We start from the raw sequence: 17,781 nt of genomic DNA on the forward strand, positions 1-17,781 counted from the left end.
GCGTCCTTGTCGGCCACCCCTGGTACGGCCATCACTCCATGCGAATCCGTTGGCCGGCCCAGCCACGGTCCTTGCCCGCCCCCTCAGGCCTTGCAGATCGCGACGGCACACCTGGCGCCGCCGCGCTTGATGCGAGAACGCCTTACCAGCCGAAACCGGCACCCACGCCGATCGAGCTGTCGTCGCCGCTGAGTGCGCCGCCCACGGTGAGGGTGGCGCGCGGGCTGATCGCACGCTGGTAGCCCACCGACAACGCCGACTCGCCGTTCTGGAAACCGACACCGGCACCGATGCGGTTCTGCGAGGCGATACCGGCCACGCTGGCGGACATGTTCAACATCGCCGAGCTCATCGCGCCCTGGCGGTCCAGGCGACGGTTCTGCCGGCGCAGGCGGTCTTCGATATCGCCCTGGTAGCTTTCGAAGCTGTCGGCCATCGCGTTGTAGCGGCTGTCGGTGTAGCTGTTGGCGGCGGCAACGCCGCTGTCCAGCTGGCCCTTGTTGACCGCATCGGTGGCACGCGTACCGGCCGCCACATTGGCCACCTGACGCTCGCCGCCCACGCTGCCCACCGACACCGTGTTGGCACGGTCGGCAACCGAACCCTGGCCCAGTGCCACGGCGCCTTGTGCCGTGGCGCGGGCGCCCTGGCCGATCGCCGTGCCCGACGCGGCCGTCACCTGCGCGCCTTCGCCCATCGCCACGGCATTGGTCGCCACCGCCGCGATCTGCGTGTTGGCACCCACCGCCGTACTGCCGTCGGCATTGACGCGGGCATTGCTGCCGATGGCGGTGTCGTTGGGACCATGCGCATACGCGCTGCCGCCAATTGCAGTACCGGTGACGTGGTTGGCCACTGCTGCCGTACCGACTGCCGTGGACGTGGCCGCCGGCGTGATGCTGCCGTCCATTGCGGCGGTGGGCGTGCCCTGCACCGCGGCCGTTGCATTGCCCGCAGTGCTGGCGACATTGCTGGACATATCGCTGACCGCAGTCGCCGCCACTGCCGGTACCGTTGCGGTGCGCAGCGATGCGGTGCGTGCGGCGGTGCTGGTCGGCGTGCTGCCACTGCGTGCATCCAGCTCGCTGACCTTGCTGTCCAACGCCGTCAATGCCGCACCGACATTGTTGTAGCTGGCCCCCTGAATCACGTAGGTCGGCGCAACAAATACGCCTTGCGCACCGATCGCCGCACCGCCGCCGAGGAAGCTGGCCGCATTGCTCAACGACTGGAACAACTGGCCGCCATTGATCGCATCGGTGCTGGCACTGGCAATCGTGCCCGCACCCACATTGACGATACGGCGCGTGGCCGGGCCGCCGCGGCCGTCGCCGCTGCCCACCGACACCGTATTGGCATCGTAGGTGCGCGAGCCCGAGCCCAATGCCACCGAATCGGCACCGCTGGCGCCAGCGTTGGCACCCAGTGCCACGGCATTGCTGCCGCTTTCGCGCACGAAGGAGTTGTAGCCCAGCGCAACGCCGTTTTCGCCGATGGAATTGGTCTGCCGGCCCATCGCGGTGCTGTTCACGCCGCTGGCGCTGCTATCCACACCCATTGCGCTGGCACCGGTGGCCGAGGCACGGCTGCCGGAGGCAACCGCCACGCTGCGTGCGCCACTGGCGGTGGCGCCGGCACCTGCCGCCGTGGCGCGATCGCCAGTGGCCGAGGCCACGCCGTCGCCGGTGGTCTTGAGCATGCCGCTGGTGGTCTGCACATCGGCCGCCAGCGCATCCAGTTGCCCCTTGTTGACCGCGTCGGTGGCCGCCTGGCCGGCGCTGACGTTGACGATGCGGCGCGTGGCCGGACCACCGCGGCCATTGCCGCTACCGATCGACACCGTGTCGGCTTCGTAGGTGCGCGAGCCAGACCCCAGTGCCACCGAATCGGCACCGGTCGCCCCCGCATTGGCACCCAGTGCCACGCCGTTGACCGCGCTTTGGCGCACGAACGAGTTGTAGCCCACCGAGACTGCATTTTCGCCGATGGCATTCACCTGACGACCGACGCCGGTGCTGTTGATGCCGGTCGCCGACGCATCCACGCCAACCGCACTGGCGCCGACCGCATCGGCGCGGCTGCCGCCGCCCAATGCCAGGGTGTTGTCTGCAAGCGCCGCTGCGCTCTGGCCCAAGGCGCTGGCATTGACGCCGTCGGCATAGGAATTCCAGCCGATGGCGGTGGTGTAGTCCGCGGTGGCCCAGGCACCGGCACCGAATGCCGCTGCGCCCGTGCCGGATGCACGTGCCGGGATGAACCCGAAGAACGTGCTGCCGCCCACGGCCACGCTCTCGTCGCCGGTAGCTTCGCTGAATTCGCCGACGGCGACGGCGCTGGCCCCGGAGGCCAACGCAACGGCGCCGACGGCGGTGCTGTAATCGCTCGACGCGACCGCGCCATAGCCCAGTGCCGACGACAGGCGGCCGGTCGATTCGCTGTAACCGCCGAAGGCGGCGCTACCGACATTGGATGCGGTACTGCGGAAACCCGCAGCGATGGCCTGATTGTCGGACGCCACCGCTTCGCTGCCCAGCGCTGTGGTGTAGGTCGAAATCGCCTGCGCGCCTGCACCATTTGCCGTGGCGCCGATATCGCTGGCCAACGCGTTGCTGCCGACCGCGCTGCTGTTTTCGCCCAGCGCCTGGGCATTGCTGCCCAGCGCTGCCGCGCCGGTGCCGCCAGCCAATGCGCCTACGCCCACGGCCGTGGCGTTCTCCACCACGGCCTGCGCGCCCGCACCCAATGCGGTGGTGCCGGTACCGGTGGCATTGGCACCCTCGCCTGCCGCCAGCGCGTTATCGCCCTCGACGTAGGCACCTGCATCGCTATCGGCGCTGCCGCTGGCCTGGAAGTATTTGCTCGTGGCTGCGCCGGCTTCGGCAACGGCGTTGAGCTGGTCCAGATTCACGGCGTCGGTGCCCTGCGTGCCGGCCGCCACGTTGGTGATCTGGCGCTCGTTGCCGGCACTGCCCACCGACACCGCGAAGTCGCGATCGGCCACCGAATCGGCGCCGAGCGCCACGCTGCTTTCGCCGGTTGACTCGGCAAAATTACCCAGCGCCGTGCTGTTGAGACCCGGCGCCCACGCCGCGCCACCGACGGCAGTGGAGTAATCGCCGGAGGCTTCGGTCGGCAACAGACCGAGCAAGGCGCCGCCGACCGACACGCTGTGGTAGCCGCTGGCCACACTGCCCTGGCCGGCGGCAACACTGTAGGCACCCGTGGCGGCCGCATCGCCGCCCACGGCGACGGTATTGGAGCCGCTGGCAGTGCTGAAATTACCCAGCGCGGTGCTGTTGAAACCGCTGGCGCTGGAATACCCGCCCAAGGCGGTGGAGTAGTTGGACGTCGCCTCGGCACCGAAGCCGAATGCCGCCGCGCTGGTGCCGTTGGCAACGCTCTCCGCGCCGACGGCAGTGGCCGATTCGCCGCTGGCGCTGGCGAAATAGCCCATCGCTGTGGATTCGCTGCCCTGCGCTTCGCTCAATGCACCGACCGCCAGCGCGCCATCGCCATACGCACCGGCGGCGGCGCCGAGTGCGGTGCTCTGCGCACCGGCCGCTTCGCTTTCGCCACCCACGGCCACGGCATAGTCGCCGCTGGCCTGGCTGAAGGCGCCATTGGACACGCTGCCAAAGCCGCTGGCCGCTGCGTTGTAACCGGCCGCATTGGCGTATTGCGCAGTGGCGCTGGCGCCGCTGCCGATGGCCACCGCACCGATGGCGGTGGCCTGGCTGCTGGACCCGAACGCACTGCTGTAATCGCCGTCGGCCGTGGCATTGGAGCCGGCGGCGGTCGCGTCTTCGCCCTGCGCATCGGCGGTGCCGGTGCCGGTGCCGGCGTACAGGCGCGCGGTGTTTTCAGCGGCGCCAGCCACGGCGTTGAGCTGATCCAGGTTCACCGCATCGGTGCCCTCGGTGCCGGCCGCAACATTGGCAATCTGCCGCTCGCTGCCGACTGTGCCAACCGACACCGTGTTGGCGCGATCGGCGAGCGAACCTGCACCCAGCGCAACGCTGTTGTCGGCAGGTGTATACGCACCGCTGCCGAGACTAATGCTCTGCTCGCCCGAAGCATTGGATTGCCAGCCCAGCGCGACACTCTCGGTACCAAGCGCAAAGGACTGGCTGCCAAGCGAAGTGGTGCTTGTCCCCACCGCGTTTGCGTAAGTGCCCAAGGCGGTTGACGAATAGTTGTTCGCCCGCGCACTCGCGCCCAGCGCTGTACTGTAGTAACCATCGGCCAAACTTTCGGTACCGATTGCGGTGCTGTTAAAACCCCGCGCAACACTGGCGGAGCCCAGCGCTGACGATGCGACACCGCTGCTGATACTTGCCTGGCCGATCGCCGTTGCATCACGCTCATTGGCGACACTGAAACCGCCGATGGCCGTACTGGAATCCCCCGACGCCATGCTGACGATACCCAGCGCGGTAGCGTTGTTAGCAACAGCACTGCTGTTGTTCCCCACTGCCGTGGCAGAAGAGGCACTGGCGCTGGCGTAGTTACCAATGGCCGTGCTCATCTCACCGGCTTGGCTGCGCGCGCCGAGCGCAATGCCCTGGTCGCCTTCAGCCTGCGCTTCCCAACCCAGCGCAATGCTCTCATCGCCGGTCGCCCTGGATTGGCCGCCGAGCGAAATGGCACGCGGACCATATGCATTTGCGTAGGTGCCCACCGCAATCGAGCCGGTATCGGCCGCAGCCGCATTCGCGCCCACTGCCGTGCTGTTGTCACCGTAGGCGAGACTTTCGGTACCGATGGCGGTACCACCGTCACCCCACGCCACACTGGCAAAACCAAGCGCGGTCGATGCAGTTCCATTGCCGATGGTTTCGTAGCCGATCGCCGTTGCACCGCGCCCATTGGCGATGCTGGTGCCGCCCACGGCGGTGCTGAAATATCCCGATGCGTTGCTGTCGCCGCCGAGTGCGGTGGCGTAGTCATCGCCGGCACTGCTGTTGAAACCGACTGCAGTGGCATTGGCGATGCTGGCGTTGGCATTGCTGCCGACGGCCGTGGTGCCCAGCGCAGAGGCCTGACTGCTCGCACCGAGCGCAATGCTGTCATCGCCCGACGCGTTGCTGGCGCCGCCCAGCGCAACGGTGCGCTCGCCGAAGGCGCTGCTGTTTGCGCCGATCGCCGTGGATGCAGTGCCGCCGGCCGCGGCATTGGCGCCGAAAGCAGCGCTGTCGGCACTGAAGGCCACGCTTGCACCACCCACGGCGGTACTGGTGTCGCCGAATGCCACGCTACCCACACCCAGTGCCGTGGCGTCCGCGCCATTGGCGATGCTCTCGTAACCCAGCGCCGTCGCGCCGCTGGCGGTGGCCTGGCTCGCGCCGCCCACTGCGGTGCTGGCATCGCCCGAGGCGCTGCTGTTGCCGCCAAGCGCCGTGGTGTTCTGCGCCACCGCAGTGCTGTTGAAGCCGACTGCCGTGGCGTTGTCGGTGGTGGCATTGGCGCCACTGCCAACGGCAGTTGCACCCTGCGCAGATGCCGCACTGCTGGAACCCAGCGCGGTGCTGTAGTCGCTGTCGGCCAATGCGTTGGAACCGGCAGCGACGCTGTCGGTGCCTTGTGCGATCGCAACGCCATCGCCGGTTGCGACGAAGGAGCGCGCAGTGGTGGACGCCACATCGGACACCGCAGTGAGCTGATCGAGATTCACCGCATCAGTGCCCTCGGTACCTGCCGCCACATGGGTGATCTGGCGCTCTGCGCCATCAGCACCCACCGACACGGTATTGGCGCGCGTGGCGACCGAGTTGGCGCCCAACGCCACCGAATTTGCGCCGCGGGCAGTGCTGTAATAGCCCAGCGCCGTGCTCAGTTCGCCGCTGGCCCACGATTCCGGACCCACGGCAGTTGCGCCTTCGCCCGGTGCATACGCGAAGTAGCCCACGGCGGTGGCTTCGGTGCCGGAGGCTTCGCTGAGCGTGCCCACTGCCGTGGTGTAGGTGCCTGATGCGATCGCACCGGCGCCGAGCGCGGTGGAGGCTTCGCCGCTGGCCTGGGTCTGCACGAAGAAGCCCAGACCCGGGATGTAATCGACCGGACCACCGACCGCGGTGCTGCTGGTGCCGCTGGCGCTGGTCTGCGTGCCCACGGCGGTGGCGTAATCGCCCGCCGCATTGGCCACCGCACCGAACGCGGAAGACTGCGTACCGGCCGCATAGGCACCGACGCCGAACGACGAGGCGGCGAAACCATCGGCATTGGCGCTGGCGCCGACTGCGGTGCCGCCGACGCCGGCACTGGTGGCGCCGGTGGTGACCGGCACGCCGCCGTTGGTGACCAACGGCTCGCCGTCTTCGTCCACGGCAGCGCCGCCCACCGCCACGCTCGCCGGACCATTGGCCTGTGCGTTGTGACCGAATGCTGCGCTGTTCTGCCCGGACGCGAGCGCGTTTGCGCCCACTGCAGTGGCGTTGTTGGCTACCGCATTGGCACCGGTTCCCAGCGCCGTGGTCGCCGTGCCGACGGCATTGGCGCCGTCGCCGGCAGCCAGGGCGCTGTCGCCTTCGACATACGCGCCCACGCTGTCTTCGCCCGAGGATGCCTTGAAGAACAACGCGGTGTCTTCGGCCACATCGGCCACGTCGCGCAACTGCGCCACGTTGACCGCATCGGTGGCATTGACGCCGGCAGTGACGTTGGTGATGCGGCGCGTGGCCGGGCCACCGCGGCCATTGCCGCTGCCCACCGACACCACGTCGTCTTCGTGGGTGCGCGAGCCTGCGCCCAGCGCCACCGAATTTGCGCCGGTCACGCCGGCATTGGCGCCGAGCGCCACGCCGTTTTCGCCGCTCTGGCGCACGAAACTGTTGTAGCCGATGGCCACGGCGTTTTCGCCGATCGCATTAGTCTGGCGACCGATCGCGCTGCTGTTGACGCCACTGGCGCTGCTGTCGGCGCCGGTGGCCACGGCACCGGTGGCGCTGGCATGGCTATTGGCGCCGATGGCGGTGGCCTTGCTGGCCGTCGCCGCGGCGCCGCGGCCCACTTCGACCGATTGCGCATTGGCAGGAAGCGGCGTGGCCAATCCGGCGCCACCCAGCGCAAGGGCGATGGCGGCGGCCAGTGCCAGGCTCTGGCGGCGATCGATGAATGCGGCTGAGGCCACCGCTCCGGGGCTGTCGCCGCTGGCCAATTCCGAGGCTACGGCCCACACGCCAAGCGATTTGTTCCAGACCTTGCGATAAATCCGATTCATCGACGCACGACTCCTGAGTTGTTGGACTGGTTTTTGTGGCGAACACCCGGCGGCAGAAGGCGTTCCAGCCTGCAGTGACCGCAGTGATTCGCGCCATGGGCCTTGCGGCGGAGCGGCTCGCGCCTGCTTCCTGGATAGTCAAAAAGTGAACGCTACCCAACCATAGAACTGAGCGGAGTGTTAACAGCCGTCATTTCGGGCGTCAAGTTTTTGACAGAAAGCGAAGAGAAGTGCGCGATTGATCACACTTCGGCTTGCTTTTATTAGATTTTTGATAAATCTTTGGAAAACAGCGACCTAGATCATGTCCTTCGAGACATTTCAGGGCTGAATAGGCGGAACTGGAAAAGACAAAAAAACCCGCTGGCAGGACGCCAGCGGGCTTGGTTGCGCAAAATGCAGGGGTGGCCGGTCAGATCTGCGGCCAACATGCCCCACAGCCAGCATGCGCGGTCGATCGGCGCGCGAGGTGGCCGTGTTTCAGGCGTTCACCGCCAAGGAAATGACGATTTCGCCGAACCGATGGCGACGTGTCGGATCATTGGCGCGCCAGCAGGCTCACCGCGTCGAAACCGCTGCCTTCCAGCTTAAGGATGTAGGTGCCGGCACGCGGCGCAGTGAAGCGCACCGTCTGGCTGGTGCCGCGACGCGTGGACGCGCCGTCGTTGTCGGTGGCGGTGGGCTCGCGCCCGAATGCCACGTACAACCCCGCCTGGCCGCTGCCACCGAAGCTGATGAAACTCAGCACCGCACCCGCCTGCGCTTGGAACGTGAACACCCCCGCATCGCCCGACAGATTGGAGATGCCGCTTTGGACCACGCCATTACGCAGAGGCTGCGCATCCACCTGACACCCCACATCGCCCCTATCGCAGCGACGTAACGCGCGCGCAACTGCGGCTCCGGCATCCACGATGCCGGCCCCGGCCGGCGTTGCCACCGGAATCGACACCGGGAATGCGCGCGCAGTGCGCTTGAGCAGGCTCTCCATTGCGGCCGGCGACAACGGCGGTTTGCCGTCGGCGATCAATGCGCTCTGCACCAATGCGGCGGTGCCGGCCACATGCGGCGACGCCATCGAGGTGCCGGCGTAACGCGTGCCGCCATAGGTGAACTGCCCGGAGGTTGGTGTGGTTTTGCCGGTGTAGAGGGTTTGCCAAACAAAGCTGCGGATCGGGCCATCGTTGGTGATGAAGGACATCGAGCTGCCGCCCGGGCCGGCCAGGTCGATCTGACGGCCGAAATTGCTGTAATCGGCAAGCGCACCGGTTGCGCGCGTGGCGGCAACGGCAATCACATTGGCGCAGTTGGCGGGAGTCGTCGTCGATACATCGGCCGTTGAATTACCCGCTGCCACCACCACGGTGGTGCCGCGCGCCACTGCGCCATCGATCGCGGCCTGCATCGCCGAACCGCATGCGCCGCCACCGCCCAGGCTCAGGTTGATCACTTCGGCCGGATCGCGGTTGTCCGGTACGCCATCGACGTGACCGCCGGACGCCCAGACGATGGCATCGGAGATGTCGGAGAGTCGCCCGCCGCAGTGCCCGAGCACGCGCACCGGCAGCACTTTCGCCCGGTAGGCGACGCCTGCCCCGCCAATGCCGTTGTTGGTGGCTTCGGCAACCGTGCCGGCCACGTGCGTGCCGTGCCAGCTGCTGTCGCTGGCCACCGAGAACAGCCCGCAGTCGCCGTCTTCGGCGATCCAATCGCCGAGGTCCAGTGCGCCGGGCACACGCTCGGCCGTGGCGCGACGCGAGAAGAACGGGTCGGTGATGAAGTCGTAGCCGGTGAGCAGATTGCCGGCCAGGTCTGGGTGGTCGGGCAGGACGCCGGTATCCAGTACCGCCACCACCACGCCTTCGCCCTGCGTGGTTTTCCAGGCTTGGGCGACGTCGATGCCACCCACCGGGTCGATGAGATGCCATTGATTGGTTTGCAGCAGCGGATCGTTCGGCAATGCGGCGCTGGTTTGCAGCGGATACATGCGCAGATCTACCTGCGCCGATTCGACCGCCGGGTCTGCGCTCAATTCCTGCACAAGCCGGTCGGCATCGGCACGACTGAGCTGGGCGGGCAATTTGATCAGTTCGCCGCCCGCGGCAAGCGTGCGCAGATAGGTTGGCGCTGCAGTGGCACTGGTGCGTGCGGCAGGCGCAAGACGGACGGATGCGCGCGAGGCGGCCGCACTGACTGCCGCCGAGGCACTGCGGCCGATATCGCGCGCGGTACCGACCTGCCCGCTGCGGTAGCGGACGATGATTCTGTCAACCGGCGCATTGGCCATGGCCTGTTGGCGTTGGGCACTGGCTGCTGCCGCATCGGCGTTGGCATCGGCGTTGGCGGCCAACGCTGTACTGCACGACGCCGCCAGGACACAGCAGGCAAGCACAAGGACCTGCGTAGAAGAACTCTGGATCACGATGGGATTCCTTCGAGGTGAGTGCGAAAGGGCATGACGAAGAAAGCGCGCCGCCCGGCAACGGGCGGCGGGAATGCATGCGACCGCGTGGCCGTGCTGCGGCTACCAGCCGAAACCGGCACCCACGCCGATCGAGCTGTCGTCGCCGCTGAGTGCGCCGCCCACGGTGAGGGTGGCGCGCGGGCTGATCGCACGCTGGTAGCCCACCGACAACGCCGACTCGCCGTTCTGGAAACCGACACCGGCACCGATGCGGTTCTGCGAGGCGATACCGGCCACGCTGGCGGACATGTTCAACATCGCCGAGCTCATCGCGCCCTGGCGATCCAGGCGACGGTTCTGCCGGCGCAGGCGGTCTTCGATATCGCCCTGGTAGCTTTCGAAGCTGTCGGCCATCGCGTTGTAGCGGCTGTCGGTGTAGCTGTTGGCGGCGGCAACGCCGCTGTCCAGCTGGCCCTTGTTGACCGCATCGGTGGCACGCGTACCGGCCGCCACATTGGCCACCTGACGCTCGCCGCCCACGCTGCCCACCGACACCGTGTTGGCACGGTCGGCAACCGAACCCTGGCCCAGTGCCACGGCGCCTTGTGCCGTGGCGCGGGCGCCCTGGCCGATCGCCGTGCCCGACGCGGCCGTCACCTGCGCGCCTTCGCCCATCGCCACGGCATTGGTCGCCACCGCCGCGATCTGCGTGTTGGCACCCACCGCCGTACTGCCGTCGGCATTGACGCGGGCATTGCTGCCGATGGCGGTGTCGTTGGGACCATGCGCATACGCGCTGCCGCCAATGGCCGTGCCGGTGACGTGGCTGGCCACTGCTGCCGTGCCCACTGCCGTGGACGTGGCCGCCGGCGTGATGCTGCCGTCCATTGCGGCGGTGGGCGTGCCCTGCACCGCCGTGCCTGCGGAAAGCCCAGTTGCAGTGGCCGTCGCTGCAGACGACAAGGCACTGTCGGCTGTGGCGTTGGTTGTCAGCGCTACCGGCTGCACGCCAGCGGCTGTTGCGTCGACCGCTGCACTGCGCGCCGTTGCCAGGCGTGCGACAGATGCACGTGAGGCAGCTGTTGCCGCGCCGCCTCGGGCATCCAGCTCGCTAACCTTGCTGTCCAACGCCGTCAGTGCCGCACCGACGTTGTTGTAGCTGGCCCCCTGGATCACGTAGGTCGGCGCAACAAATACGCCTTGCGCACCGATCGCCGCACCGCCGCCGAGGAAGCTGGCCGCATTGCTCAACGACTGGAACAACTGGCCGCCATTGATCGCATCGGTGCTGGCACTGGCAATCGTGCCGGCACCCACATTGACGATACGGCGCGTGGCCGGGCCGCCGCGGCCGTTGCCGCTGCCCACCGACACCGTATTGGCATCGTAGGTGCGCGAGCCCGAGCCCAGAGCCACCGAATCGGCGCCGTTGGCACCGGCATTCGCGCCCAGTGCCACGGCATTGCTGCCGCTTTCGCGGACGAAGGCGTTGTAGCCCAGCGCAACGCCGTTTTCGCCGATGGAATTGGTCTGCCGGCCCATCGCAGTGCTGTTCACGCCGCTGGCGCTGCTGTCCGCCCCTATCGCGCTGGCACCGGTGGCCGCGGCACGGCTGCCGGAGGCAACCGCCACGCTGCGCTCGCCGGCAGCAACCGCAAGGCTACCCAACGCAGCACTACCCTGGCCAACGCTGGTGGCATTGAAGCCCACCGCGGTGGCAGATGCGCCAAGCGCGCTGCTTGCGCCACCCAGCGCCATGGCGCCCTGTCCCTGCGCAGATGCCGCCGCTGCGTCCGTGGTGGCCGGCGTCACTGCCAGATAGCCATCGATGCGTGACGTGGCGGCGCGCACCGTATCGAGCTGGGCCACATTCACCGCATCGGTGGCTTCGCTACCGGCTGCAACGCTGGTGATCTGGCGCGTCAAGCCGGCTTGCACATCGCCGACCGACACCGTATTGCTGCGAAACGCATAGGAGTGCGCACCCAGCGCAACCGCGCTGGATGCCGAACGATTCCAGGCATCGTCGACCCAGGATCCCACCTTCGCGCCGTAACCGATCGCCACGGCATCCACGCCGTTGGCCTGCGCGTCCGCACCAATGACGGTGCTGTCGCCATTGAACTGCGAGGTCATCGCACGCGCGCCTAACGCCACGCTATTTTCGTTGTAAGCGGTGCTGCCATGTCCGATCGAAATGCCGCCATCGCCGGACGCCAGGGCAAAGCCGCCCAATGACACGGTGCGTGGTGCGAACGACCCGGCGCTGTGCCCGATCGCCACCGCATCGGTATTGCTGGGCGCATTCGGAAACACGTTGGAATCGTAGCCAATGGCAATCGCATAATCGGATTGGCTTTGCGCACCCGAGCCCAGCGCAATGCCGCCAAGACCGGTCGCTGCGGTAATCGAGCCGAAGTTGCTGACGCCGCCTACGACAACGCTCTGTGCTCCGCTGGCCAACGCGGTGTCGCCAACTGCGACGCTACTGGCACCGTCGCTTCGCGCCCTGTAACCGAATGCGGTCGAGGTGTCTGCGCTGGCGCGCGAGGAATAACCGCCGGCAGTGGAAAGAAAGCCACTGGCGCTGGAAAGCCCGCCCACGGCGGTGGCACCGTCGCTGGAAGTCTGTGCGCGATACCCCAGCGCCGTGCTCTGCACGCCACTGGCGCTGGCGCCGCTGCCGATGGCGCTGGCATACGGCGTTCCCGCTACCGCACCACCGCCCACAGCCGTGGCGCCCACACCTGAGGCCTGCGTGGCCTGTTCGCGTTGGCCAATGACGAAGCCGTTGGCATCGTAATCAAACACGGTCGTCACGCCGCCAATTGCAATCGCCGATTCTCCCGCGGCCGCAGCGTTATGACCGATCGCGGTCGCGTCGCGGTCAAAGGCCAGGCTTCCACCGCCCAATGCCATGGTTCCATCGCCCAGCGCATTGCTCGCATTGCCCAATGCCAGCGCGTCCTCACCGTCCGCGAATGCCGGGATCTGCGCATCGGCGGCGGATATTGCTGCCGCTTGCGTGGCGCTGTCGTTGGCTCCTGCAGTAGCGACCTGAGCCACCGTGCCGGCCTCGCCCGGGCAATGTCGCCTGCCATCGATCAGCTGGCACTGCGCGGCCGCTGCCGCCGGTGTGGTCGCGGCGCCGGCCGCCCCGGCCATGCCGAACAACACGATCACCACTGCCGTGGCCAGCACTCCGCCGGCATGGTCGCGCGGCAGTCTCCCCTGCGTATTTCCCACCGTGCGAGCACGCGTCACCGTTTGGTCGTGAGCACAAGACTCGCGACCAGCCTCCAGATAAATTCGCTTCATTAACGCCTAACTCCCCATTTTGGTCTGGTGTGTAAAAAACCGACCACCGCACGAACAGATCGCACGGTCCCCCTGAGGTTTTATATTCGCGCGCACTTGCTTCAGCGATGGAGTTTTCCACCGCGAAAGATTCAACACAGTAAATAAGAAGATGCGGAGATCGAAAGATCGATAACGCCGGATGAATTTATTGAAAAAACCAACTTTCAAATGCGATTGCCGTCACACATAACACGCAATCAGTCATGCGAAATAAATAACTAATACTTTTGTTAGTTATTTCAAAATGACCAGGTTCCGATTAATTATTTAGTCCCATCTTCGCTGCCACCACAAAAATAGTCTCGAAAGAATTCCGAGGCGTATGTGGGTAATCGCGCGACCATCGTCATCGAGCCGCTCCATCGCCTGATTCGAGCGCGCCACACGCGCCACCGGTAGCGTGTGCCCGATGCTGGCGAGGCCGGCAACCACGCATGGGTTTGCAATGGGCACCGCGCAATGGAGTGGTAGCGGCAGCGCGCGACGAGCCTGCAACCGATTCCAATTGCAGATTCAGCGCGCCTGCCAAAACGACAACGGCCGTGTGCATCGCTGCACACGGCCGTCGGATCATGCGTCAGCGGCTGCCGATCAGCCGCACGGCATCAACCGCACCACACCCGCGCGTTGCGGAACATCCGCAGCCACGGCGAGTCGTCGCCCCAGTCGGCCGGGTGCCAGCTGAGGTTTGCGCTGCGTGGCGTGCGCTCCGGGTGCGGCATCAGGATGGTGACGCGGCCGTCGCTGCTGGTCAGCCCGGTGATGCCGTCAGGGGAACCGTTCGGATTGAGCGGATACTGCGAGGCCACCCCACCATCGCCATCGATGTAACGCAGCGCCACGCGTGCAGCGGCCTGGTCCACGGCGCTATCGAACGCTGCGCGGCCTTCGCCGTGCGCCACCGCCACCGGAATCCGCGAGCCCGCCATGCCGCGCAGGAAGATCGACGGCGACTCCACCACTTCCAGCAGCGCGGTGCGCGCCTCGAACTGCTCGCTGCGATTGCGCAAAAAGCGCGGCCAATGCTCGGCACCGGGAATGATGTCCTTGAGCTGGCTGAGCATCTGGCACCCGTTGCACACACCCAGCGCGAACGTATCGCTGCGTGCAAAGAACGCGGCGAACGCATCGCGCAACGCCGAGCGTTCCAGGATGGATGTCGCCCAGCCGCGGCCGGCGCCCAGCACGTCGCCGTAGCTGAAACCGCCGCACGCCGCAAAGCCCACGAACTCGCCCAGGTTCACGCGGCCCTCGATCAGGTCGCTCATGTGCACGTCGTAGGGACGGAAACCGGCGCGCTCGAAGTTGTAGGCCATCTCGATCTGCCCGTTGACGCCCTGCTCGCGCAGGATCGCCACCTTGGGCCGCGTACCGGTAGCCACGAACGGCGCCGCCACATCGTCGGAAGGGTCGAACACCAGCTTCGGACGCAGGCCTGGCGCCTTGAAATCGCGTGCCAGCGCGCGCTCCTCATCGGCGCTGTCCGGGTTGTCGCGCAGCTTCTGCATCGCATGGGTCACCGACCACCAGGCGTCGAACAACTCTTCCCAGCGCCACTCGGCCAGCACGCGGCCCTGCCCGCTCACGCGGATGCGCGGCGCGCCGGTGGGGCGTGCGATGCGCTGCGCGCACTCGGTCAGCGCATGCCGCTCGACCAGATCGGCGAACGCGGCGCGGTCCTCGCTGGCGATCTGCACCACCGCACCCAGTTCTTCGTTGAACAGGCTGCGGAACGCATCGTCGCCCCAGGCATCGAGGGTGATGTCCAGGCCCTGCCGCGAGGCGAACGCCATCTCGCACAGCGCCGCAAACGCACCGCCATCGCTGCGGTCGTGGTACGCCAGCAACAGCCCGGCCTCGCGCGCGTCGCGGATCAACTCGAAGAAACTGCGCAGACGCTGCGCATCGTCCAGATCCGGCACCTCGCCACCGAATGCCGGCAGCGCGCTGTCGTCGGCATACACCTGCGCCAGCACCGACCCGCCCAGCCGCTGCTTGCCGCCCCCCAGCCCGATCAACCACAGCTCGCTGTCTTCACCGCTGCGCAGCAACGGGGTCAGCTGCGTGCGCACATCGGTCACCGGCGCGAACGCACTGATGATCAGCGAGACGGGGGAAACGCTTTTGTGAGAGACGGGATTGGAGATTGGAGATTGGGGATTCGCAACAGCGGCGGATTCCGGTGTGTTGCCAATCCCGAATGCCGAATCACCAATCCCGGCTTCAGCCCACTGCGCCTGCATCGACAGCGAATCCTTGCCCACCGGAATGCTCAGCTCCAGCGCCGGGCACAACTCCATGCCGATGGCGCGCACCGCGTCGTACAGCAACGCGTCTTCGCCGCTGTGGCCGGCGGCGGCCATCCAGTTCGCCGAGAGCTTGATGCTGTCCAGCCGCTGCACCGGTGCCGCGCACAGGTTGGTGATGGCTTCGCCCACGGCCATGCGCGCGGATGCGGCGGCATTCAACAGCGCCAGCGGCGTGCGTTCGCCGATCGACATCGCTTCGCCTTCGAAGGTGTCGAAACCGGCGAGTGTGATCGCGCAATCGGCCAGCGGCAGCTGCCACGGGCCGATCATCTGCTCGCGTGCGGTCAGCCCGCCCACGCTGCGGTCGCCGATGGTGACCAGAAAGCTCTTGGACGCCACGGTGGGATGCGCCAGCACGCGCAAACCGGCCTGCTGCAGGTCCAGCGACGCGGTCTGCAGCACCGGCCACCTGGGAGCGGCCGGATGCGCGGCATCGCGATGCATCTTCGGCGCCTTGCCGAAGAGCACGTCCATGGGCAGATCGATTGGAAGCTGGGATTCGGGATTCGGGATTGGGGATTGGTTAGAAGCGGCATCGGTTGCCGGCAATGCGCCGTTGCGAATCCCGAATCCCGACTCCCCGATCCCGTCACCAAGGACGCCATACCCCACCACCAGCCGCTCCTCTTCCGTGGCCACACCGACGGCGGCAAACGGGCAGCGTTCGCGGGCGCAGATGGCGGCGAACTCTTCCAGGCGCGCCTGCGGCACGCCGAGCACGTAGCGTTCCTGCGATTCGTTGCACCACAGTTCCAGCGGCGACAGCGACGGGTCGTCGGTGAGCACGCGGCCCAGGTCGATGATGCCGCCCACCCCCGAATCGTGCAGCAGCTCGGGAATGGCGTTGGACAAACCACCCGCGCCCACGTCGTGGAACCAGCGGATCGGGTTATCCACGCCCAGCGCCACGCAGCGGTCGATGACCTCCTGGCAGCGGCGTTCCATCTCCGGGTTTTCGCGCTGCACGCTGGCAAAATCCAGCGCCTCGGCGCTGTCGCCGGCCGCCACCGAACTGGCCGCACCGCCGCCCAGGCCGATCAGCATCGCCGGGCCGCCGAGCACGATCACCGCATCGCCCGGCTGCAGGCGCAGCTTTTCCACCTGGTTGCGATCGATCGCGCCCAGGCCACCGGCCAGCATGATCGGCTTGTCGTAGGCGCGGGTCAGGCCCTGGCCTTCGGCCAGCTCGAAGCTGCGGAAATAGCCGAGCAGGTTCGGGCGACCGAATTCGTTGTTGAACGCGGCGCCGCCCAGCGGGCCGTCGAGCATGATGTCCAGCGCCGGCGCCATGCGCGGGTTCAGCGCGCGCGGCGCTTCCCAAGGCTGCGGCAGGGTCGGAATGCGCAGATGCGAGACCGAAAACCCGGTCAGCCCGGCCTTGGGCTTGCCGCCGCGCCCGGTGGCGCCTTCGTCGCGAATTTCGCCGCCGGCACCGGTGGCCGCGCCGGGGAACGGTGCGATCGCGGTCGGGTGGTTATGCGTTTCCACCTTGATCGCAAACGCCGACGGCAGCACCGCTTCGCTGCGGTATTGGCCGGTGGCCGGATCCGGGCGATAGCGCGCGGCCGGCACGCCTTCCACCACCGCCGCGTTGTCGCTATAGGCCGACAAGGTGTGCTGCGGGGTCTGCTGATGGGTGTGCTTGATCATCCGGAACAGCGAGCGCTCCTGCGGCTTGCCGTCGATGGTCCAGCTGGCATTGAAGATCTTGTGCCGGCAATGCTCGGAGTTGGCCTGGGCAAACATCATCAGTTCGACGTCGGCCGGGTCGCGGCCCAGCGCGCCGAAACGTTCGCGCAGGTAGTCGATCTCGTCCTGCGCCAGCGCCAGGCCCAGGTCGCGGTTGGCCTGCTCCAGCCCATCCAGCGGCACGCGCTGCAACTGGCCCGGGTCGGGCACGTTGAACAGCGCTTCGGCGGCAGCGGCCGAACCGAGCAGCGATTGCGTCATCGGGTCGTGCAGCAGTTTGGCCACAGCGGCCTGGGCGGCCGCGTCGTCCGGCCAGCCGGCCAGGTCGATGCGGGTGCCGCGCTCCACGCGCTGGATCGGCTGCCCGGCCCCGCGCACCAGCTCGGTGGCCTTGCTCGACCACGGCGACAAGGTGCCCAGGCGCGGCACCACGTAGCGCGAGGAGGCATCGGCATCGCGCGCGGCGGGCGCGGCGTTGGCCTGCAGGATCCGCTGCAAGGTGGCCTGGTCGGGCGACTGCCCGGCCTCGGCACGGATGAAGTACACGTGCCAGGCGCCAGTGATACGCAGCGCGGGAACAAGGGTTTGCAGGCGGGTTTCGAGCCGAGCGCGGCGGAACGGCGAAAGGGCGGAAGCGCCCTCGAGGACCATCATGTCCGGGGAACCGTGTCAGAAACGGGGCTGCAGATTGTAACGGAGCTGATGGATCGACGCCGGACCGGGCGTGCGATGGCCGGGAATCGGGAATCGGGAATCGGGAATGGGGAATCGTCGGGCGGGAGCGTTGTCGCCGCTTCCGTGCC

The 17,781-nt window shown here is 67.3% G+C and carries 4 protein-coding genes; all 4 read right to left on the reverse strand.

The genetic code is table 11. The features are described from left to right. Positions 1 to 142: 142 nt before the first annotated feature. Positions 143 to 7,216: an ESPR-type extended signal peptide-containing protein gene (locus ACCQ16_RS16915; protein ID WP_372380032.1), complete on the reverse strand. Its 7,074-nt coding sequence runs from the start codon at positions 7,214 to 7,216 to the stop codon at positions 143 to 145. A 538-nt stretch (positions 7,217 to 7,754) separates the two neighbouring features. Next, on the reverse strand, positions 7,755 to 9,638 hold the full coding sequence (locus ACCQ16_RS16920) for a S8 family peptidase (RefSeq protein ID WP_277573476.1): 1,884 nt from the start codon (positions 9,636 to 9,638) through the stop codon (positions 7,755 to 7,757). Between the two features lie 102 nt (positions 9,639 to 9,740). Next, positions 9,741 to 12,938 (reverse strand): YadA-like family protein, encoded by a 3,198-nt coding sequence (locus ACCQ16_RS16925; protein WP_372380033.1) that lies wholly within the window; start codon positions 12,936 to 12,938, stop codon positions 9,741 to 9,743. A gap of 647 nt (positions 12,939 to 13,585) precedes the next feature. After that, positions 13,586 to 17,632 (reverse strand): phosphoribosylformylglycinamidine synthase, encoded by a 4,047-nt coding sequence (gene purL / locus ACCQ16_RS16930; protein WP_277573442.1) that lies wholly within the window; start codon positions 17,630 to 17,632, stop codon positions 13,586 to 13,588. Between the last annotated feature and the right edge of the window lie 149 nt (positions 17,633 to 17,781).

Source organism: Xanthomonas sp. NCPPB 1062 (assembly GCF_041481705.2).
GTDB classification, from domain to species: Bacteria; Pseudomonadota; Gammaproteobacteria; order Xanthomonadales; family Xanthomonadaceae; genus Xanthomonas; species Xanthomonas euvesicatoria.